Here is a 21,111-nt window from a genome sequence, read left to right on the forward strand (position 1 = left end):
CTGATAACCGTTATAAAAACTATAAAAAAATATAAATCATCATATCATGATAAAAATTGAAAACCTGGAAAAAGTATATAAAACAGAAGAGATAGAAACCACTGCATTGAATGGAATTAATATGCACGTCAAAGCTGGTGAGTTTGTCTCTATTATGGGCCCCTCAGGGTGCGGAAAGTCAACATTGCTGAACGTGATGGGGCTGCTGGATAAACCTGAAAGCGGCAGTTATAAATTTCTGGAAACAGAACTGCTGACGCTGAATGATAAAGAAAGGTCAAACTTCCGTAAAAGAAATATGGGTTTTGTTTTCCAGAATTTCAACCTGATTGATGAGCTGACTGTATTTGAAAATATAGAATTACCCCTGATCTATAACAAAGTTGCTGCACCTGAGCGCAAACGTCTGGTTAATGAAATGATTGAAAGAATGAATATTGTTAACAGGAGCGGCCATTTCCCTCAACAGTTATCCGGCGGACAGCAGCAGCGTGTTGCTGTGGCAAGAGCACTGGTGACTAAACCTAAACTGGTACTTGCCGATGAACCTACGGGTAACCTGGACAGCTCCCATGGTAATGAAGTGATGGAACTGCTTTGTGAACTGAATGAGCAGGGAACTACTATTGTGATGGTTACCCACTCTTCGCATGATGCAAGTTTTTCCAACAGGATCATCAACCTGAAAGACGGGCATGTAATCTCAGAAAAAGTAAATAAAGCCCGTACAGAAGAACTCATTTAAGCAACGTTTTTATTTAGAAAGCGTCAATTTAATACTGTACCAGCGATCATCAAACAGAACCACAACGATGTTTAAACTGAACCTGAAAATAGCCTTAAGAAATCTCTGGAGAAATAAAAGCTTCTCTCTGATCAATATCAGCGGATTAGCTATTGGTCTGGCTTCCTGTTTTTTATTGCTGCTTTATGTGTCTTATGAATTCAGTTATGACAATCATGGAAAAGATTCGGCCCATGTTTATAAGGTCATGACAAATTTCCTGGATGTAAACAGGAATATTGAATCGACTGACGGAGCGACGGGGAATATGATCGGGCCGTTTTTGAAAGAAAACTATCCTGCTGTTAAAGCAATGTGCCGTTATGAAAAGGGCAGACCCAAATTAATTGCTAACGGAACAACTAAAAGTTTCAAGAAAACAGGACTCTTTGCGGATGCAGGTATCCTGAACATATTCGATTATACATTTATTGCCGGTGATCGCAAAACTGCCCTTAATTTACCCGGCAATGTGATCGTTACAGAATCTACGGCTAAAATATTATTTGGTACCATAGATGTGCTGAATAAAGTTGTGCGTTTTGAAAATAAGATCAGTCTTAAGATTACCGGAGTAATCAGAGATCTTCCGGGTAATAGTTCTGTCTACTTTGATTTTCTGATGCCCTGGTCTCTTTTCGAAAACCAGTATAGCTGGGTTAAAGAACCTGCCTGGACTAATTTCAGCTGGGCAACGCTGGTCAGACTTGACCTGTCAACTGATATTGCCCGGTTTAATAAAGAAATCAAAGGGATAGTGGAAAAAAACAGTGCTGGTGCCAGAGTATTTGTATCAGTTTACCCATTAAATAAGCTGCATCTGCACGGTACATTTATCAATGGCAAAAGTACAGGCGGAAAAATTGAACAAGTACGTTTGTTTATGGGACTTGCAATTGGAATTCTGTTGATTGCCTGCGTCAATTTTATGAACATGGCTACAGCAAAGTCAGAGCGCAGAGCTAAAGAAGTCGGTATTAAAAAGACTATTGGTGCAACCCGCAGCAGTCTGATTACTCAGTTCCTGATGGAATCAATCGTACTGACTTTTTGCAGTGCGATCCTGGCTGTTATTATCGTTGAATTAGCTTTGCCTTTATTTAACAGTTTGTTGGCTATTGAATTAGGTGTCAGTTATGCTGATTTTTATATATGGGCCGGATTGGTTTTCGTGACATTGCTTACAGGACTGATCGCAGGAAGCTATCCCGCGCTCTATTTATCTTCCTTTAATCCGGTACAGATCCTTAAGAAAAAAGGGGTTAAAAAACAGCTTGTCAGCCTTCGTCAGTTACTGGTGATTGGCCAGTTTGGTTTTGCAGTTGTATTGATTATTGCAACCACAGTCATTTATCAGCAGATTCAATTTATCAAAAACAGGCCTGTTGGTTATCAAATCGGCGAACTCGTAGAAATGGAGCAGGATGGTGATTTATATAACAAATTTGAGTTGTTAAAAACAAGGTTATTACAATCGGGGGCAGTAACAGCTCTGACACAAACCTCATCCAGTATAACCCGGGATGGTTCTAGTTTCATAGGGATGAAATGGCCGGGATCAAATTATGCAGATCAACTGTTTAGTTTTAATCAGCTGGCTACTACCTACGATTTTATCAAAACTACTGGTGTCAAACTTTTAGCAGGTAGAGAATTCTCCCCTCATTTTGCTTCTGACAGTGCCGCAGTTATGGTGAGCCGTTCTGCTGCAAAAAGAATGAATCTGGAGAATCCGGTAGGGCAGACAGTTGTTTATCATGGAGAAAACCGCACTATTGTAGGGGTCTTTGAAGACTTTATCTGGGGCTCACCTTCACAGGTCGAGAGACCTATGGTCGTTGCATTTTTCAAGGGCTGGGGAGGTAGAGTTACCATGCGTCTGAATCCCATTAATAGTCCAGCTGCCAATATCGCCTTAATAGAGAAAATTGTAAAAGAAGTTAACCCGGCTTATCCCGTAGAGATTAATTACACAGATCGCTTATATGCAGATAAGCTGAACACACAAAAGGTACTGGGCATTCTGTCTAACGTATTTGGGGGGCTTGCCATTTTTATATCCTGTCTTGGTCTATTCGGTTTGGCTGCTTATAGTGCAGAGCAGAGAACCAAGGAGATCGGAGTAAGAAAAGTATTGGGTGCATCTGTAGGAAATCTGATACAGCTTCTTTCTTTCAGCTTTTTGAAAATGGTTCTGATTGCTATAGTAATCGGCGTACCGGTAGCCAATTATTTGATGTCCGGCTGGCTGAAAGGTTTTGAACTGCATACCTCAGTCAATTGGGTGATTATTGCACTGGCTGTGGCCGGAACTTTAGGGATAGCTATGATTACTGTAAGTTTCCAGGCTTATAAGGCTGCGAAGGCCAATCCTGTACAAGCATTGAAATACGAATAAAATCAATAAGATATGGATATGTTCAGACTTAACCTAAAAATTGCATTCAGAAATCTCTGGAAAAATAAAGGATATACCCTGATGAATATAGTGGGTTTATCAATTGGGATGACCGGCTGTATACTCATATTTTTATTTATCAATTATCAGTTAAGTTTTGATCAGCAGTATAAAAATAAGGATCGGATATACCGGGTGGTCAGCCATGCTTATTATGCTGGAGGAGAAGATTTTGATCGTGGAGTACCAAGGCCATTGGCAGGGGCAATGCGCAATGACTTTGGGATGCTGGAACAGGTGGCTGCAATAGAAGGCAGCTGGGGGATGATTAAGGTGAAAGATGCCGAAGGAAATCTGAAAATTAAAACTCAGGAAAAGACCTTCTATGTTGAACCTGAATTCTTTAAAATATTTGATTATCAGTGGCTGCTGGGCAATCCCGCTCAGGCTTTAACAGCACCGGGTACAGTTGCACTCTCACAAAAAACAGCTGAGCGGTATTTTGGAGACTGGCATCTGGCCATCGGCAGAACTATCAATTATGAAAATGACAAGGATCTTAAAGTTACAGGTGTATTTGCCGATGTTCCGGAGAATAACAGCAATGTGATCAACATTGCAATTTCTTATGCCAGTTTTAAACACAGAAATCAAACGCGCTGGGGTTCTGTTTCTTCCAGTTCAGAGTGTTATATTTTACTGAAAGAAGGAGTAGCTGTAACAGATCTGGAAGGACCTAAAAATGCTTTCCTGAAAAAATATTATGTTGAAAAAACGAATGTCAGACCTGATCATCTTTTTCAGCCGCTTAAAGACATACATACAAATGAACGCTTTGGTAACTTTTCTGGTAAGAGAATCAGCAAAAGTGAACTGCTTGGTCTTACAATAATAGGTGCGTTGTTGCTCATTACTGCGTGCATTAACTTCATTAATCTGGCTACGGCGCAATCGGTAAGCAGATCTAAAGAGGTTGGTGTGCGCAAGGTAATGGGGAGCGGGAAAAAACAGCTGATAGTTCAGTTTTTAACCGAAACTATGGTATTAACGCTGATTGCATTGTTGCTGGCCTGTGTATTCACAGAAGTTGCTTTACCAGGCATGTCAGCCATGTTTCAGGAAAAGATAACCTTTAACCTGGCGGCACATCCTGTTATTTTTGTTTTTCTGCTTTGCCTGGTTTTGTTTGTCGGCTTTTTATCCGGATTCTACCCTGCACTGGTTATGTCAGGATTTAACCCCGCGCTGGCAGTTAAAAACAAAGTCAGCATGGGTAATGGCGGTGGTATGATCCGTAAAGTACTGGTTGTTATTCAGTTTGCCATAACTATAGTACTGGTTACCTGCACACTGGTCATTCTCATGCAGATGAAATTTATGAGAGAAAAACCGCTGGGATTTAACACTTCGGCTATTGCATTGATCAATGTTCCTGCAGATAGTCTGAGCAGACAAAAATATCAGATTCTAAAGACGAGAATTATGGCAGAACCCGGTGTATTATCCGTTAGTTTTTGTAGTGATGGCCCAAGCTCTGATGACAATACCAATAATGCTTTTGCTTTTGATGGAACAAAGACTGCAGATTTTCAGGCCAATACTAAAGTAGTAGATGATGATTATCTGAAGACTTTCGATTTAAAGCTTCTTGCCGGTAAAAATCTGACTAAAAGTAAAAGTGATACTGCGCGGGAGTATATCGTGAATGAAACTTTATTAAAGAAGTTTGGAATAAGTAATCCTCAGCAGGCAGTTGGCAAAAAAATCCAGTTTGGAGGGATCACTGGTCCGGTTGTCGGTGTGGTGAAAGATTTTAATAATATGAATCTCAGAGAAGCAGTTTCGCCAATTATTATGATAACCCGTAATGATCGCTTTGAGCTCATGGCAGTGAAGATGGACGCGCAGCAAATTCCTGCAATCATGAAAAATATAGAAAAAATCTGGAATGGATATTATGCCGAGCAGGTCTATACTTTTGATTTTATGGACCAGAGAATCAGCAGATATTATGCGAGCGAACAGCTGATGGGGACACTTTTTAAGATATTTGCGATGGTGATCATCTCTATTTCCTTTATCGGTTTGTTTGGTCTGATCTCATTTGTAGCTGCACAGAGAACCAAAGAGATGGCTATACGTAAAGTTTTAGGAGCTAGTATTCCGGAGCTGGTAACCATGTTAAATACCTCATTTATCGTGATGATTTTTCTGGCCAATCTGATCGCCTGGCCGGTAGCTTATGTGCTGATTCAAAAGTGGTTGTCGGGATATGCTTACCGGATAGAACTCAGTATCTGGCCATTTGCTGTTGCGATGTTTATTTCCATGTCCATTACCCTGATAACAGTAAGTTTCCGCTCTTATAAAGCAGCGCGAACTAATCCTATAGACGCATTGAAATACGAATAATTAAAAACGCTTAAGATGTTTAGACTCAATCTCAAAATCGCATTAAGAAATCTCTGGAAAAATAAAGGCTATACCTTTATCAATATTGCCGGATTATCCATAGGGATGGCCAGCTGTATCCTCATTTTTATTTTCATCAGTTATCAGCTCAGTTTTGATCAGCAGTTTGGGAATAAAGACAGGGTTTACAGGGTAGTTTCTTACTGGAAATATAGTGATGGCGAGGAGTTTCAAAGTGGAGTTCCGAGACCTTTGGCGCCAGCTATGCGTAATGATTTCGGGATGCTGGAAGAAGTTGCAGCCATACAGGGCAGTGGTGGAATTTTTAAAACAAAAGATGAATCTGGTAAAGTCAGGCTTAAAACTTCTGAAGAAGCCTTTTTTGTTGAACCTCAGTTTTTTAAAATATTCAATTATAAATGGCTGCAGGGCGATGCTGAGCAAGCCCTGAAAGAACCAAATACTGTAGCACTTTCAAAAGAAATGGCTGTGAAGTTTTTTGGTGACTGGCGTAAAGCAGTAGGACAAAGCCTGGAGTTCAGAAATAAAACTACACTCAAGGTGACCGGAGTATTTGCTGATATGCCGGAAAATACCAGTAATCCGGTGAAAATTGCCATTGCCTATGCAGGATATGAAAACTCAAAACTAAAGAGCTGGGGAGCAGTTTCTTCCGGTTCCCAGTGTTTTATCCTGCTTAAAAAAGGAGTGGATGTAAAAGATCTGGAAGCAACAAAAAAGGCTTTTGTGAAGAAGTATTATACGGAAAAAGGGCCAGGTAAAACAGATCATTTCTTTCAGCCTCTGCTTGAAGTTCATCAGGATGACAGATATGATAATTTTGCGCATAAAATTACCAGTAAAAATGAAATGACGGGTTTGGCAATTATTGGTGTATTTCTGCTCATTACAGCCTGTATTAATTTTGTAAATCTGGCAACTGCTCAGGCTGTTAGCAGGTCTAAGGAAATAGGTGTACGTAAAGTAATGGGAAGCAGGCGTCAGCAGCTGATGGCGCAGTTTCTGACAGAAACCCTTACGATCACAGTTTTTGCATTGCTTGTCGCCTGTGCGTTAACAGAAGCTGCATTACCCAGTATGACTGCTCTTTTCAGGGAAAAGATTGTATTTAGCCTGGTTGACCAGCCGGTGATTTTTGTTTTCATGATTGTGTTGGTTTTATTTGTGGGTTTTGTAGCAGGTTTTTACCCCGCTATGGTCATGTCCGGATTTGATCCGGTACTGGCAATCAAGAACAAAGTCAGTATTGGTAATAGTGGGGGCGGTGTCTTACGCAAAGTGCTGGTTGTGGTGCAATTTGCTATTACTATAATTCTGATTACAGGTACGCTTGTCATTCTCAAACAGATGAAATATATCAGAGAGAAGCCATTGGGATTTAATCCTTCGGCTATTGCTTTGGTGGATGTTCCGAGTGATAGTCTGAGCCAGTTGAAATATAACCTGTTAAAATCGAGAATATTGAGTGAACCGGGAGTGATAGCTGCAAGTTTCTGCAGTGATGCTCCTTCTTCTTCGGCCAATACTTATAGCAATTTTGCATTTGACGGAACAAAAGATGCCGATTTCCAGATAGGCCACAAGACCGTTGACGCTGATTATCTTAAAACCTTTGATCTGAAACTGATTGCGGGTAAGATGTACTCCAGAAATGATAGCCTGAATGAATATATCGTCAATGAGACCCTGTTGAAAAAACTAAATATCGTTCATCCTGAAGATGCTATCGGGAAAACGATCCGTCTGGGTGGAAATACTGTAGGTGCCCGGATTATCGGAGTAGTGAAGGATTTTAATAATTTAAGTCTCAAAGATGCAATCGCACCGCTTATGCTGATTAAAAGCAGTAAAACTTCCACAGCTCTCGCGGTGAAAATGGAGAGTAAAAGCATTCCGGGGGTGATGAGTAAGGTAGAAGCCATCTGGAATTCTGTGTATCCTGAACATGTATATGGTTCTGCTTTTATGGAAGATAATATCAATAAATATTATGAAAGTGAACGTGTCATGGGAACCCTGTTCAAAGTATTTGCTGCGGTTATCATTTTTATCTCCTTCATCGGGTTATTCGGGCTTATTTCTTTTGTGGCCACGCAAAGAACAAAAGAAGTAGCTATCCGTAAAGTATTAGGTGCAAGTACGCTGGAATTGGTTAATATGCTGAATTCATCCTTTATGATCCTGGTACTTTTAGCCAATCTGGTAGCCTGGCCGTTTGCTTATTTATTTATTGATAGATGGCTGTCCCGTTATGCTTACCGTATACAGTTAAGTGTCTGGCCTTTTGCTATAGCGCTGTTTATTTCTTTGAGTATCGCTTTACTGACGGTGAGTTTCCGGTCTTTTAGGGCTGCCAGAACAAATCCTGTAGATGCACTTAAAGGCGAGTAAAGCAAGAGAGTTAACTAATTAAATCTTATATTTATCAAAAGATGATACAATTACAGAATATAGAAAAATACTATGCGAACAAAGGTCTGAAAAGCTATGTGCTCAGACATGTAACTACAACCATCAAACAGGGGGAGTTTGTTTCCATTATGGGCCCCTCGGGAGCCGGAAAATCAACATTGCTGAATATTTTGGGCATGCTCGAAGAACCTACTTATGGTACCTATGAATTTATGGGTGAAAATGTAGTTTCTCTGAATGAGCGCAAAAGGATAGAGCTTTACAGAAATCATATAGGTTTTGTTTTTCAGGCTTATCATCTGATTGATGAAATGACAGTTGCAGAGAACATCGAAGCGCCTTTATTATATAAAAAGATAGGAAGTGCAGAACGTAAAAGCCGGGTTGCTGAAATGCTTGACCGTTTCAATATGGTTGCCAAAAAAGATCTTTTTCCAAACCAGTTATCAGGTGGTCAGCAGCAGCTGGTAGGTATTGCAAGAGCTTTAGCTGCACAACCGCTGATTATACTGGCTGATGAACCTACCGGGAATTTACAATCAGCACAGGCCCTGCAAATCATGGAACTTTTTAAAAAACTCAATGAAGAAGAAAATATCACCATTATCCAGGTGACACATTCTGAAGTCAATGCAGGTTATGGTTCGCGGATTTTACATTTGCTTGATGGAGTAATCAGTGAGGATCTGCAGGTGGTAGTATAAAAAACTATCTTTGTTTCATGCGACGTCAGTTTACCGATCAGCTTGATCAGACCATTACCATTAACTATCCGCCAAAGCGGATTATCTCTGTTGTACCCTCACAAACTGAATTGCTGTTCGAGCTGGGCCTGAATGAAGAAGTAGTCGGACTCACTAAATTCTGTATACATCCACAGCAGCAGTTTAAGTCTAAAACAAAAGTAGGAGGGACAAAAAAGTTAAACATTGAGCTGATCAGGAGTCTGAAGCCGGATTTGATTATCGGAAATAAAGAAGAAAACACGAAAGAAGATATCGAGCTGCTGCAAAAAGAGTTTCCGGTCTGGATGAGTGATATATTTACGCTCGAAGATGCGATGCAAACGATAACCCAGATTGCTGAACTGGTAGACCGGCAGCCTGAGGCTGCTTATCTGAATTATCTGATTAATGCCGGATTTACTGATCTGCAGACTCTGGCCCTGGAGCAGGGGATAGATAAAACAGTGGCTTACCTGATCTGGAAAGGCCCTTATATGCTTGCCGGAAGAAATACTTTTATTAATGATATACTGGTGAAAAACGGGCTGACTAATATCATCAAGGCTGACCGCTACCCGGAAATAGAACTGGAAGAGCTGGCAGCATTAAAACCTGAACTGGTATTATTGTCTTCAGAGCCCTATCCCTTCAGGGAAAAACATATAGAAGAGTTAAAAACAGCAATTCCCGGAGCTAAAGTGATGCTGGTTGACGGTGAAATGTTCTCGTGGTATGGCAGCAGGCTGGTCAAAGCTGTTCAGTATTTATTTCAATTACAAAAAGAATTAAAATAAATTAGCTTAAAATGAATGCTTTAGCTATTTGGAGGCGAAATAAATGTAAAAGGTTTTTGATAATTGATAACAATCTCTATCTTTGCAGTCCAAACAAAAACAATTCCTAACTGCGGATGTGGCGTAATTGGTAGCCGCACCAGACTTAGGATCTGGCGCTTCACGGCGTGGGGGTTCGAGTCCCTTCATCCGCACAAAAAAGGTGATAACTGAAAAGTTGTCACCTTTTTTATTTTACCTGTTTCTTTACTTGTATCTAGTCTGATAAATTAGGTTATTTTTGTAGTTATATAAGACCACACCTTATGGAGGAATTGCTTAAGAAATATGATTCACTGGTATTGGAATACAATAAAACAATTGTTGATAGTTTCAGTATTGAAGATTTCAGAGAATATAACGAGATTTTATTTTCAGCGCACAACTGCGCAGTAGAAGGCAATACTTTTACAGTTGATGAAACCCGTGAATTAAGAGAACAGGGGATCAATTTAAAATTGCAAAACCGGTCGCTTTATGAAGCTTATGAAATTCTTGACCATTTCAAAGCTTATGAATTTCTTTTTAACGATCTGGAGCAGCCACTTACAGAAGAACTGATCAAACAAACTCAGAAGATATTAACTGAAAACACAATCAGGTTTTCAAAGGGATACGAGCCAGGTGAATATACTGATACCCAAATGGCAGCCGGAGATACAGTTTTTGGTGATTATAAGGTTAATATCTCACGTATGCCATCGCTAATCAATTCCACGCAAAATGCAATTGAAAAAGCAGAACTTCACCCATTGGACATTAGTACTAGATTTCACCAGTTTTTTATCTATTTACATCCTTTCCCTGATGGGAATGGCAGAACCGGGCGATTGATCTCAAACTTTATACTAGCCAAATTTAATCAGCCTCATGTGATTATTGGCACAGTTGAAAAAGCTGCTTATATTGAAGCTTTAAAACAGTCTGCAAGACATCAGGATACGGATATTCTGACTGTTTTTTTTGCTGAAACGGCTATAAACAGAATGCAAAAGGAAATGGATCAGAAGAAAAACCTGACTCAGAACTTTAACATGAGCTTTAAACCGAAGAAAAAAGAATAAATGATGTTACCTTAAAATTCCTGCAATTTGTGTGGAACTTGTCTTTTAATTATATTATTAGACTATAAGTCTATACTTTTGTCCTGTTGAAAAGATATATCCTCATCGTGTTAATGCTGGTCATTGTTCAGGATCAGCTGCCAGTCCGGGAATTCCTGAAGCTGCCAGTCCTGATTGTGCATTATCATGAACATCAGTTAAGGAACAATAAAATCAGCTTTTCTGAATTTTTATATCTGCATTACGCATTGGAGGATGATTATGATCATGACCGTTCCAGGGATATGCAATTACCCTTTAAACATATTCATGTTTCTGGCAGTGCAGTTAATGCCGTGCCGTCATCCTGGAGCTACGAATTTGCAGCAAGAATATATGCCTGTTGCGAAAGAATTCAAATCGCAGAAGACTTTCTGTTTATACCTTCCTGTCTGTCAGGAAAGATCTGGCAGCCGCCGAAGTTAGCCTAATAACTTATTTCATCATTTTAATTTATCATCCGGCTTTTGATATTGATCAGATCAGTAATGATTTGCTGTCGGCTATGCTGTGATAAATTCAATTTTACAAGCTATCAGTTAAATTTATATCTGATAAATCTGAGTACATATCAATTCAAATCATGATACAGAGTAAACGATTAATCACCACAATCTCCGTTATTTCCAGTGCAGGCTTATCAGCATTAAAATTTATTGTCGGAATAGCAACAGGAAGTCTGGGCTTAATTGCCGAAGGCGCACATTCCCTGTTAGACCTGTTTTCTACACTAATCACTTTTGTGGTTGTCCGTGTTTCTGCCCTTCCGCCAGATGAAAATCATCCTTATGGTCATGAAAGGGCAGAATCTTTAGGTGCTTTGGGCGGGATGGTTCTGCTTGCGGTAACTGCGATCTGGATCTTATACCACTCCATCTCAAAAATTATCTGGTATCCCGGAGCACCGGAGGTCACTGTCTGGTCTTTTGCCATTATTATAATCAGTTTGCTGGTCGATTTCTGGAGGGTCCGAAGTTTAAACGAGGCTGCTGCTCATTATAACAGTCCGTCACTGGCTTCAGATGCCGAGCATTTTAGTAACGATCTGCTGGGTTCATTAGCCGTGCTGGCAGGACTTTTTGTAATCTTTCTTTCCCGCTATATAGCGCTACCCATCTGGTTGGTAAACCGTATTGACGCGATTGCAGCATTGGGTGTCGCATTTGCCGCTTTAAAATCCTTCTGGAACATTGGTTCACAGGCTGTACGTTCTTTGATGGATAATATCCCTAAAGAACTTATACCCGGTTTAAATAAGCTGATAGAAGAACAGAAAGGAGTTATACCTGATACGGTGAAAACCAAGATCAGATATGTGGGTAATATTCCCTATGCAGAAGTGGTCATAGGGATTAACCGTGAACTTAATTTTGAAAAAGTTCATCAGTTGACTGATCAGATTGAAAAAGTGCTTACAAAAGAACTGGGTACTGATGCTGTTATCATTATACACCCGGAACCCAAAGCTGCTGCAGACGAACCATATGCTGTTACTGTTCATGCCATTGCTGATCGTTTAGGTTTAAAAATACATAATCTGCATGTATATCTGGTGGAACAAAAAATCTGGCTGGAGCTGGATATGGAGGTTTCCGGTCAGTTAAATCTTGCTCAGGCTCATGTAGCCTCCGAAAAACTGGAAAAGGCTATCATCAAAGAATTCAAATCACCAGTACATATCAAGGTGCATCTGGAGCCTTTAAATGAGAAACCCTATCCGGCACAGATCGATTATGAACTGAAAAATGAAATACAGAAAATCACTCAGTCAATTGATAAAGACGTGATACTGGAAGATGTTTTAACTACCGGCTACGGAATTGTTCTGACCCTGACTTTACCGCTTCCTGATGAGATGGCTCTGGTTGAAGTCCATTCTGCGATGTCAGCTATTGAACGTAAAATCCGTGCTCAGGTACTGGATGTTGCAAAGATTCATATCGATCCGGAACCGATGTCCAGGCAGGTAGCTAAAGGAAGGACCTTTAATCATTAAAAACAAAAGAAGCTGTCTCATCAGAGACAGCTTCCTTCTAACTCCTGGTGATTATGTTTTATTAATTGATTCCCTGTAAACCGGCTAATTTAGGCCAGTCATAAACCCATTGTTTTTCATATAAGTTCTTTTCAAATAAAGTAGCTCCGTAAGTAGGGAACGAAAATCCCGGGAGACCCGAACCCACAGCGGCGGTTACTTTGGCCGGAACTGTCAGATTAAAACGGGTTTGTGTATTCAGGATATCTGTTGTGGTCACTAACTTAGGGCCGGCTTTTGCCTGTACCTGTGCAAAAACAGTTTTACCATAAATACCAACGCCAACAGTGGCCTGGATACCAACTTCTAAAGTTAACGGGACCTCCAGTTTTTCCGCTGCCGGTGCAAATACTGTCGCGGTAAGTTCTGCCGATCCCCCAAAATTAGCTATCCCTTTTTTATAGGCGCCGAAACTGATGTTTTCGGTAGAATTGATACTGAAGCTGGCCGTGCCTGCTACTGTACCTTCCAGATATGGGAACAAGCTGATATAAGGAGTAATCACTATCGGCCCTACTGGTATGGCAACCAGCGGTATATATACATTGTCACCCGCAATCTGCAGGAACTTAAACCCCGCTGTGCCTTCAAAAGTGGCTTTCAGCTCTTTTACATTTAAATTGGAATTAACTTCCAGCTGAACCCCGTTGACCGGGTCTACCCGGAACCAGTACTGGATTTTTGGGGTAGCCAGAAAATGTATCTTAACGGTGGCTTTACTAACATTGTCCTGGTAAACCGGGAAAGTCTGGGTCAGATCTATATCCTTACCAGTAATGGTTTCTGAGCCTTTGATATGAGGAATCAGATCGGGAAGGGTGAAAGCACTGGTGTTTGGCAATGCCTGCGCCTGTTTTTTATCCCTGGTGCTGCTGTACATTCTGGCCGGATGCTCCGGATCCAGTTCAATCTCCCCTCTGATATCAGCTGAGACAATATAATCTTTCAGCTGTGCTTCTTCGATCTGAACGTGAAAACCCTGTGCATCTTCATAATTTCCGGTCGATCTGAGCAAAAGTCCCAAAGGTGCTTTTTCAGGAATGATGCCACTGGCGATGATAAAATGGGTTCCCATGCTGTCTGCCTGTGCCGGTTTTGATTTAAAAACAAGCTCTTTGGCATTCACCTGAGTCAGTAATCCGATAGCTTGTGTATTCAGGATAACAGATGAATCCTTTACAATCATACCTGCTACCTGTTTTCCTTTGGCAGCAAGGTTTGTCTGAACAGGAGCGGGAGATGGATTCTGATCCTTTTTACAGGCAGTAAAGAAAATAGAAACTGTGGTAAAGGCAATAACCGATCGCTTTAAGAGTAAAATTTTTTTCGTTTTCATAGGCTTTTTGTTTTTACCAGGAGGTAGAAGAATAGATCATGCAATGATATAGCATAAATGTATAGATTATTGCTGATGTTACCACCTGGAATGGGGTATACAGGCTGATCAGCATGGTTTTAACCGGTAATGCAGGGGTGACCCGCCAGTCGCTTGCGGGAAACACGGTGGTCGCACACGGTCTCTTACCTATCACAAACATCCCTGGGATGTCAGTATGCTGGTTTTATCTATTCCGGTGCCCATATTTGTCATGTTTTTTTTAATCCGTTAAAGCCTGATTTTATTGGAAAAATGTGGCTTAAAATAACATTCAGGACACAATTTGATAATTAACTAGGTGTTATTCAAGAAAATTAATATTTTTGGCACCTCTATTGAAGAGGGGCTACGAAGAGATTATATCCTTCTTGCGGATCATCCTCCGGTAACATGAAGAGGATTTCAAGAAAAAGACATTTAAACACATTGATTTAGAAAGATGAATATTACACAGGAAAAGATTGACAACTTAAATGCAGTTGTAAAGGTTAAAATTTCGCCTGAAGATTATACTGAAAAGGTCGATAAAACTATTAAAGAACAAGCGAAAAAATCTACCCTTCCAGGATTTCGTAAAGGAATGGTTCCTGCGGCACATATTAAGAAAATGTATGGTAGAAGTATCCTGGTTGAAACTATAAATACTTTATTGAGTGAAAACCTTAATAAATTTTTAACAGAAAATAAAGTTGAGATCCTTGGTCAGCCAGTTCCGGTTGTAGATAACACTAAAGATTTTAAATGGGATGGTACTGATGCTTTTGAGTTTGACTATGAAATTGGTTTAGCTCCGGCAGTTGAAGTTAACATCACCGCTAAAGATAAATTTACTCAATATAACGTAAAAGCTGACGATGAAACTTTGGCTTCACGTATCAAAAACATCCGTCGCAGCTATGGCAAAATGACAAACCCGGAAGTTTCGGCAGATGATGATGTACTTTATGCCGAATTAGCACAACTTTCTCCGGATGGTTCAGTTTTTGAAGGTGGAATTACCAATACTGGTTCTATCCGTTTAGATCAGGTTAAAGACAAAGCAATTTTAAAATCATTAATCGGTCTTAAAAAAGATGCTGTACTTGAACTGGATTTGCAGAAAGCATTAGGAAACAATGAAGCTGTTATCGCTAAATTGTTAAATATTGGTGAACCTGAGGCTAAGGAATTAACCTCTAAATTCAGAGTAACGGTTAAAAATATCAACCGTTTGGAAGAATCTGAATTGAACCAGGAGTTCTTTGATAAAATATTTGGTGAAGGTATCGTTACTGACGAAGCTGGTTTCACTGCAAAAATCACTGAAGAGATTGAAGGTATGTTCAAACAGGATGCTGATCGCAAACTGCAGAACGATATGTACACTCAGTTAACTGAAAATGTGAAAATGGATTTGCCGGATGAATTTTTACGTAAATGGTTAAAAGCTACCAACGAAAAATTATCTGATGCAGAACTGGCAGAAGGTTACAATGATTTTGCAAAAAACCTGAAATGGACTTTAATTGAAAACAAAATCATTAAAGACAACAGTATCGAAATTAAATACGAAGATGTATTCCAAACGGCTAAACAGCGTTTAGATGCTCAATTCAGAATGTATAGCCCGGCTCCGATGCCAGAAGATCAGTTGTCACAATACACAGCTACCTTCTTACAGGAAAAAGACAATGCAAACCGTATCTTCGAAGAAGTTAAAGCAATCAAAGTTTTTGAATACATTCAATCGGTTGCAACTTTAGACCAAAAAGATATAGCTTATAATAAATTTCAGGAGTTAGTTGAATCTGTATAACAGGTTTCTCCGATTTCTTTAAAATTATCGTAAGGCGGCTTTATTAAAGCCGCCTTATTTATAACTGCTATTTCAGAGCCGTTTAAATTGACTAACTAAATTAAACAGGCACTTAATTTTACAATAACCAAATAAATTGTCAACTTAGTTTGACTAATTTGGATTTGACAGTATGAAAATTCTTAAAAAACTGTCAGACAATTAAAAATAATGTAAACTCGATAAAATATATACAGATGAATATAGATAAAGACGAATTTAGAAAATACGCAGTTAAACATCACCGTATAAACGGCTTAAATGTTGATCGTTATATTGGTCATACAAATAGTTCACCAAAAAGCATGACACCATATATCATTGAAGAACGTCAGTTAAACGTTGCTCAGATGGATGTGTTCTCCCGCTTGATGATGGACAGAATTATCTTCCTGGGCGATGCTATCCATGATGGTAATGCAAATATCATTCAGGCACAATTACTGTTTTTACAGTCAACTGATAATAACAGAGATATCCAGATTTATATCAACTCACCAGGCGGATCTGTTTATGCTGGTTTAGGTATCTATGATACCATGCAGTATATCACTCCTGATGTAGCTACTATCTGTACAGGTATGGCAGCATCTATGGGTGCGGTTTTACTGGTTGCGGGTGCTAAAGGTAAACGTGCGGCATTAACTCATTCACGTGTAATGATCCACCAGCCTTCAGGAGGTGCACAGGGTGTAGCTTCAGATATGGAGATTAATCTGAGAGAAATGCTTAAATTGAAAAAAGAATTATATGACATCATTTCTAATCATTCAGGACAGACTTACGAGTGGGTTGAAAAAGCATCTGACCGTGACTACTGGATGAAAGCTGATGAAGCTAAAAGCTTTGGAATGATTGATGAGGTATTAGGCTCGAATAAAAAATAGATAATGGCTAAACAAAATAAAGAATCCCGTTGTTCTTTTTGCGGTTCAAGTAAGCAGGATACTTTAATGCTTATTGAAGGGCTTGATGCATACATTTGCGATAAATGCGTGACACAGGCTCACCAGCTGGTACTACAGGAATTTGGCAATAAACAAGCTAAATCTCTGGATGCTGCCGGCCCCCTCTTAAAGCCCATGGAGATTAAAGCACACATTGACCAATATGTTATTGGACAGGATGATGCTAAGAAAGTACTTTCTGTAGCCGTATATAACCACTATAAGCGGTTAGGACAGAAGGTAGATGCAGCTGATGAAGTGGAGATTGAAAAATCCAACATTATGCTGGTTGGAGAAACCGGTACAGGTAAAACTTTACTGGCTAAAACAATCGCTAAAATCCTTCATGTACCATTCTGTATCTGTGATGCTACGGTATTGACAGAAGCAGGATATGTAGGGGAGGATGTGGAAAGTATTCTGACCCGTTTGCTTCAGGCTGCGGATTATGATGTGGCTTCTGCAGAACGCGGAATTGTATATATCGATGAGGTAGATAAGGTGGCACGTAAAAGTGATAACCCTTCTATTACCAGAGATGTTTCAGGAGAAGGTGTACAACAGGCGCTGTTAAAGATTCTGGAAGGTACTATTGTGAATGTTCCGCCTCAGGGAGGACGTAAACATCCTGATCAGAAAATGATTCCGGTAAACACGAATAATATCCTGTTTATCTGTGGTGGTGCATTTGATGGTATTGAACGTAAAATTGCCAACAGATTACGTACCCAGGCGGTAGGTTATAAAGTGAAAAAGGATGAGACTGATCTTGATCTGAACAATTTGTACAAGTATATCACACCTGCTGATTTAAAATCATTTGGTTTGATTCCTGAGCTTATTGGTCGTGTTCCTGTATTAACTCACCTGAATCCTCTGGATAAACAGGCATTACGTAACATCTTAACGGAACCAAAGAATTCTTTATTCCGTCAATATGTGAAGTTGTTTGAATTTGAAGGTGTAAATCTTGTATTTGACGATGAAGTTTTAGACTTTATTGTAGACAAGGCTATGGAGTATAAGTTAGGCGCAAGGGGATTAAGATCTATTTGTGAGGCTATTATGCTGGATGCCATGTTTGATATTCCATCAGACCCGAATATTAAGGAGCTGGTCATCTCGCTCGAATATGCGGTGGAGAAATTTGAAAAAGCAGATTTTAAGAAGTTAAAGGCTGCCTAAAGAATTTAAAATCCCCGTTTTAACGGGGATTTTTTTTTAACTTGTTTAAACAGGATACCGTTTGACAAAAATACCTGGTCAGGGGGTATATCCTGAAAATTGTCCGCTCTGGCTGCCGGTGGCAGTCAATAATTAATAAATGAAGATATGAACGAAGAAAAAGAAGTAAAAAAAGACGAGGCTATTGAAGAAAAATCGAAAAAGAACAAAGAAATAGATTCACCGGTAAAAGGCGGACTGAAATCTAAAGGAGATATAGTTAAAAACTGGTTACCAAGATATACAGGCCGTCCGCTTGAAGAGTTTGGAGAATATATCTTACTGACCAATTTCAGTAAGTATCTGCAGATGTTTTCAGAATGGAATGATAATGCACCTATCGTAGGACTCGATAAACCGATGCAGAGTGTTACTGCAAATGGAATTACCATTATCAATTTTGGTATGGGAAGCCCGATGGCAGCAACCATGATGGATTTGCTGACTGCAATCATGCCTAAAGCAGTATTGTTTTTGGGAAAATGCGGTGGATTGAAAAAGAAAAATCAATTAGGAGATTTAATCCTTCCGATTGCTGCAATCAGAGGAGAAGGTACATCGAATGATTATCTGCCGGCTGAAGTGCCTGCATTGCCTTCATTTGCTCTGCAGAAAGCGATCTCTACAACCATTCGTGATCATTCACGTGATTACTGGACAGGAACCTGTTATACCACTAACCGCAGAGTTTGGGAACATGATAAATATTTTAAGAAATATCTTAAAACATTAAGAGCAATGGCAGTAGATATGGAAACAGCAACAATTTTCACTACTGGTTTTGCCAACAAAATACCTACTGGTGCTTTATTGCTTGTTTCTGATCAGCCAATGATTCCTGAGGGTGTGAAAACTTCGGAAAGTGACAGCAGTGTAACTACCAATTATGTAGATACACACTTGAAAATCGGTATTGATTCACTAAAACAATTAATCAATAACGGACTGACAGTTAAACACCTTAAATTCTAGGTCTAAACTGAATCCGTGTTTTTAGGATAATCAAATAACCATAGACTTCCTGTATGATGGCTTACCAGAGACCAGTCATCAAATGGGAAATCTATGTATACTACACTTGCTGTAGGCATATTATAAATATGTGCATCGGCAAGATAGTTTACAAAATCAGTTAATCCCGGGTTATGCCCGAAAAGTGCCACCCTGTTATATTTCGGATCAAATTTATTGACAACTGCCAGTAAGGCTGTTGTATTTGCTTCATAAACTGAGGGTTCTTTAAGGATGTTTTCCTTAGGCATATTCCATGTTTCAGAAAAATGTTTTGCCGTGGTAATGGCTCTTTTTGCCGGACTGCTGACTAAAAGGTCAGGAATAAGATTCCGTCTGCTGATGCGTTCTGCCATCTCAGGGGCATTTTTATTGCCGCGATGGTTTAATGGTCTGTCGAAATCAGACGTTCCACCCACTGCCCAGTCAGATTTACCATGTCTTACTAATACCAGTTGTTTAGCCATATTTTCTGTTATTCGTTTGAGAAATTAACAATTAACTGAGCCGGAAGTTTTTCCATACAGTCAAAATGTCCGAGAGGGCACTTTTCCAGTCCGAATTTGGAGCAGGGTCTGCAGGATAAATCAACTCCTGCAATTAACGAATCTTTTATTTTATAAGGGTAAACACCCAGTAATTCCGGAGTTGTACCACCCCATACCGAGGCTATGGGTTTGTCAAAGGCTTCAGCGATATGGGTTAGTCCGGTATCAAAACCAATAACTTTATGGGCCTGGGAAACGATGAAAACTGACTGATCCAGATTAGTTAAGCCACAGGTTGAATATATCTTTTCGCCCAATGCCAGTTTAATCTCATCTGCATTAGCTTTTACATCCTGACCACCTAACAGTACCACCGGCAGACTAATGTCCTTACAGATCTCTATAATCTTATGGTTAGGTAAACGTTTGGTAAAATGTGTCGCACCAATAATAAAAGCAACAAATTTATGCTGGTGAGATGCAGGGAGCAGTTCTGCCAGCTGATATTCTTTAGCTACATAATAGTCAATGGGCCTGTTATCATTTTTTACCCCAAGAAATTTAACGGTTTCCAGATAGCGGTCTACCAGATGGTCTTTAGAGAAAAGTCTGGTCCATCTGAATTTAAGAGCCAGCCATTTTCTGACCGTATCTTTTTTATAAGTAGAAGAGGGAATTTGTGTGGCTAATTTGATAAGAGTTGTCCGCAGGTTATTATGCAGGTCAATAATCAGGTCAAATTTCTCTGCTTTAATATCCTTAATCGTTTCTGATAAGGTAGGTTTTAAGAAATGTAATTTAGTTAAATACGGATTCTGCTGATAGATATATTTAAACTGTTCTTTGGTGAGAAAGTGCACCTCACAGCCCGGTACCTGCAATTTTAAGCAACGGATGACCGGAGTGGTATAAATAATATCACCCATTGAACTGAATCTGATGACCAGTATTTTCATTTGTTTATGATTGTTTTCAATGGTACTTTCAATAGCCTGATGGTTAATAATCCGCTTAGGAATTTTTTATTTTATCAATAATAGCAGTAGAAGAGTATCCGGGTAAAAAGCTGAGGACCTGTACTGTTCCGCCATTTTCAATGGTTTCTTTTGCTCCTGCTATATTTTCAATCTGGTAATCACCACCTTTAACCAGTACATCCGGCAAAACCTGTTTGATCAGTTCCAGCGGCGTATCCTCATTGAAAAATACAACAGCATCTATAAAAGACATTGCACCCAGGACAACAGATCTGGTCGTTTCATTATTAACAGGTCTGGCGGGTCCTTTCAGACGGCTTACAGAGTCGTCAGAATTCAGCCCAATAATCAGGATATCTCCCAGGCTGGCTGCTTCTGTCAGATAAGTAATATGTCCGGCATGTAATAAGTCAAAACAGCCATTGGTGAATACAATTTTCTTTCCTTCTCCCTTCCAGTGATTAACCAGTGGAGTCAGTTCGGATAAGGAAACAATTTTATGGCTTGGTGAATGGTTCATCATCATCTG

General features: G+C 39.7%; 17 protein-coding genes and 1 tRNA gene. 14 read left to right on the plus strand and 4 right to left on the minus strand.

What is annotated here, in order from left to right:
- Positions 1-46: 46 nt before the first annotated feature.
- From PL_RS21635 to PL_RS21680, 10 genes are all read left to right on the plus strand, one after another.
- Entirely contained in the window at positions 47-745 is a 699-nt protein-coding gene (locus PL_RS21635) for an ABC transporter ATP-binding protein (protein ID WP_041877598.1), read from the plus strand.
- Positions 746-812: 67 nt separating this feature from the next.
- Positions 813-3,182: an ABC transporter permease gene (locus tag PL_RS21640; protein ID WP_041877596.1), complete on the plus strand. Its 2,370-nt coding sequence runs from the start codon at positions 813-815 to the stop codon at positions 3,180-3,182.
- A gap of 18 nt (positions 3,183-3,200) precedes the next feature.
- Complete coding sequence (locus PL_RS21645; protein WP_041877818.1) at positions 3,201-5,594, plus strand: ABC transporter permease; 2,394 nt, start codon at positions 3,201-3,203, stop codon at positions 5,592-5,594.
- A 15-nt stretch (positions 5,595-5,609) separates the two neighbouring features.
- On the plus strand, positions 5,610-8,006 hold the full coding sequence (locus PL_RS21650; protein ID WP_041877594.1) for an ABC transporter permease: 2,397 nt from the start codon (positions 5,610-5,612) through the stop codon (positions 8,004-8,006).
- 41 nt (positions 8,007-8,047) lie between these two features.
- Positions 8,048-8,731, plus strand: coding sequence for an ABC transporter ATP-binding protein (locus PL_RS21655; RefSeq protein WP_041877591.1), 684 nt, complete (start codon positions 8,048-8,050; stop codon positions 8,729-8,731).
- A gap of 17 nt (positions 8,732-8,748) precedes the next feature.
- Positions 8,749-9,546, plus strand: a complete 798-nt coding sequence (locus tag PL_RS21660) for an ABC transporter substrate-binding protein (protein ID WP_041877589.1) — start codon at positions 8,749-8,751, stop codon at positions 9,544-9,546.
- Positions 9,547-9,658: 112 nt separating this feature from the next.
- Positions 9,659-9,740 (plus strand) — tRNA-Leu (locus PL_RS21665).
- A 111-nt stretch (positions 9,741-9,851) separates the two neighbouring features.
- The gene (locus tag PL_RS21670; protein WP_041877587.1) at positions 9,852-10,649 is read left to right on the plus strand and encodes a Fic family protein; all 798 of its coding nucleotides are present in this window, start codon (positions 9,852-9,854) and stop codon (positions 10,647-10,649) included.
- An 86-nt stretch (positions 10,650-10,735) separates the two neighbouring features.
- Positions 10,736-11,119: a hypothetical protein gene (locus tag PL_RS21675; protein ID WP_152620242.1), complete on the plus strand. Its 384-nt coding sequence runs from the start codon at positions 10,736-10,738 to the stop codon at positions 11,117-11,119.
- 152 nt (positions 11,120-11,271) lie between these two features.
- Positions 11,272-12,684 (plus strand): cation diffusion facilitator family transporter, encoded by a 1,413-nt coding sequence (locus PL_RS21680; protein WP_041877585.1) that lies wholly within the window; start codon positions 11,272-11,274, stop codon positions 12,682-12,684.
- Between the two features lie 61 nt (positions 12,685-12,745).
- On the opposite strand, the gene PL_RS21685 is transcribed toward PL_RS21680, so the two are convergent.
- Positions 12,746-14,059 (minus strand): hypothetical protein, encoded by a 1,314-nt coding sequence (locus PL_RS21685; protein WP_041877583.1) that lies wholly within the window; start codon positions 14,057-14,059, stop codon positions 12,746-12,748.
- A 481-nt stretch (positions 14,060-14,540) separates the two neighbouring features.
- On the opposite strand from PL_RS21685, the gene tig reads away from it, so the two are divergent.
- From tig to PL_RS21705, 4 genes are all read left to right on the plus strand, one after another.
- Complete coding sequence (gene tig / locus PL_RS21690; protein ID WP_348620365.1) at positions 14,541-15,896, plus strand: trigger factor; 1,356 nt, start codon at positions 14,541-14,543, stop codon at positions 15,894-15,896.
- A 236-nt stretch (positions 15,897-16,132) separates the two neighbouring features.
- Complete coding sequence (gene clpP, locus PL_RS21695) at positions 16,133-16,822, plus strand: ATP-dependent Clp endopeptidase proteolytic subunit ClpP (protein WP_041877581.1); 690 nt, start codon at positions 16,133-16,135, stop codon at positions 16,820-16,822.
- Between the two features lie 3 nt (positions 16,823-16,825).
- On the plus strand, positions 16,826-18,067 hold the full coding sequence (gene clpX, locus PL_RS21700) for an ATP-dependent Clp protease ATP-binding subunit ClpX (RefSeq protein ID WP_041877579.1): 1,242 nt from the start codon (positions 16,826-16,828) through the stop codon (positions 18,065-18,067).
- Positions 18,068-18,214: 147 nt separating this feature from the next.
- Positions 18,215-19,078, plus strand: a complete 864-nt coding sequence (locus tag PL_RS21705) for an AMP nucleosidase (protein ID WP_052495978.1) — start codon at positions 18,215-18,217, stop codon at positions 19,076-19,078.
- A 2-nt stretch (positions 19,079-19,080) separates the two neighbouring features.
- On the opposite strand, the gene PL_RS21710 is transcribed toward PL_RS21705, so the two are convergent.
- From PL_RS21710 to rfaE2, 3 genes are read right to left on the minus strand one after another with little or no spacing between them, the layout of a single operon-like run.
- Positions 19,081-19,584: a SixA phosphatase family protein gene (locus tag PL_RS21710; protein ID WP_041877578.1), complete on the minus strand. Its 504-nt coding sequence runs from the start codon at positions 19,582-19,584 to the stop codon at positions 19,081-19,083.
- Positions 19,585-19,592: 8 nt separating this feature from the next.
- Entirely contained in the window at positions 19,593-20,561 is a 969-nt protein-coding gene (locus PL_RS21715; protein ID WP_041877577.1) for a glycosyltransferase family 9 protein, read from the minus strand.
- A gap of 55 nt (positions 20,562-20,616) precedes the next feature.
- Complete coding sequence (gene rfaE2, locus PL_RS21720; protein ID WP_200890675.1) at positions 20,617-21,108, minus strand: D-glycero-beta-D-manno-heptose 1-phosphate adenylyltransferase; 492 nt, start codon at positions 21,106-21,108, stop codon at positions 20,617-20,619.
- Positions 21,109-21,111: the final 3 nt, after the last annotated feature.

Source organism: Pedobacter lusitanus, assembly GCF_040026395.1.
Lineage (GTDB): Bacteria > Bacteroidota > Bacteroidia > Sphingobacteriales > Sphingobacteriaceae > Pedobacter > Pedobacter lusitanus.

Excerpts from the sequence above, each read along its gene's own strand:
- PL_RS21635 (WP_041877598.1), top strand. The coding sequence starts at position 47 with ATGATAAAAATTGAAAACCTGGAAAAAGTATATAAAACAGAAGAGATA.
- PL_RS21640 (WP_041877596.1), top strand. The coding sequence starts at position 813 with ATGTTTAAACTGAACCTGAAAATAGCCTTAAGAAATCTCTGGAGAAAT.
- PL_RS21645 (WP_041877818.1), top strand. The coding sequence starts at position 3,201 with ATGTTCAGACTTAACCTAAAAATTGCATTCAGAAATCTCTGGAAAAAT.
- PL_RS21650 (WP_041877594.1), top strand. The coding sequence starts at position 5,610 with ATGTTTAGACTCAATCTCAAAATCGCATTAAGAAATCTCTGGAAAAAT.
- PL_RS21655 (WP_041877591.1), top strand. The coding sequence starts at position 8,048 with ATGATACAATTACAGAATATAGAAAAATACTATGCGAACAAAGGTCTG.
- PL_RS21660 (WP_041877589.1), top strand. The coding sequence starts at position 8,749 with ATGCGACGTCAGTTTACCGATCAGCTTGATCAGACCATTACCATTAAC.
- PL_RS21670 (WP_041877587.1), top strand. The coding sequence starts at position 9,852 with ATGGAGGAATTGCTTAAGAAATATGATTCACTGGTATTGGAATACAAT.
- PL_RS21680 (WP_041877585.1), top strand. The coding sequence starts at position 11,272 with ATGATACAGAGTAAACGATTAATCACCACAATCTCCGTTATTTCCAGT.
- PL_RS21685 (WP_041877583.1), bottom strand. The coding sequence starts at position 14,059 with ATGAAAACGAAAAAAATTTTACTCTTAAAGCGATCGGTTATTGCCTTT.
- tig (WP_348620365.1), top strand. The coding sequence starts at position 14,541 with ATGAATATTACACAGGAAAAGATTGACAACTTAAATGCAGTTGTAAAG.
- clpP (WP_041877581.1), top strand. The coding sequence starts at position 16,133 with ATGAATATAGATAAAGACGAATTTAGAAAATACGCAGTTAAACATCAC.
- clpX (WP_041877579.1), top strand. The coding sequence starts at position 16,826 with ATGGCTAAACAAAATAAAGAATCCCGTTGTTCTTTTTGCGGTTCAAGT.
- PL_RS21705 (WP_052495978.1), top strand. The coding sequence starts at position 18,215 with ATGAACGAAGAAAAAGAAGTAAAAAAAGACGAGGCTATTGAAGAAAAA.
- PL_RS21710 (WP_041877578.1), bottom strand. The coding sequence starts at position 19,584 with ATGGCTAAACAACTGGTATTAGTAAGACATGGTAAATCTGACTGGGCA.
- PL_RS21715 (WP_041877577.1), bottom strand. The coding sequence starts at position 20,561 with ATGAAAATACTGGTCATCAGATTCAGTTCAATGGGTGATATTATTTAT.
- rfaE2 (WP_200890675.1), bottom strand. The coding sequence starts at position 21,108 with ATGATGATGAACCATTCACCAAGCCATAAAATTGTTTCCTTATCCGAA.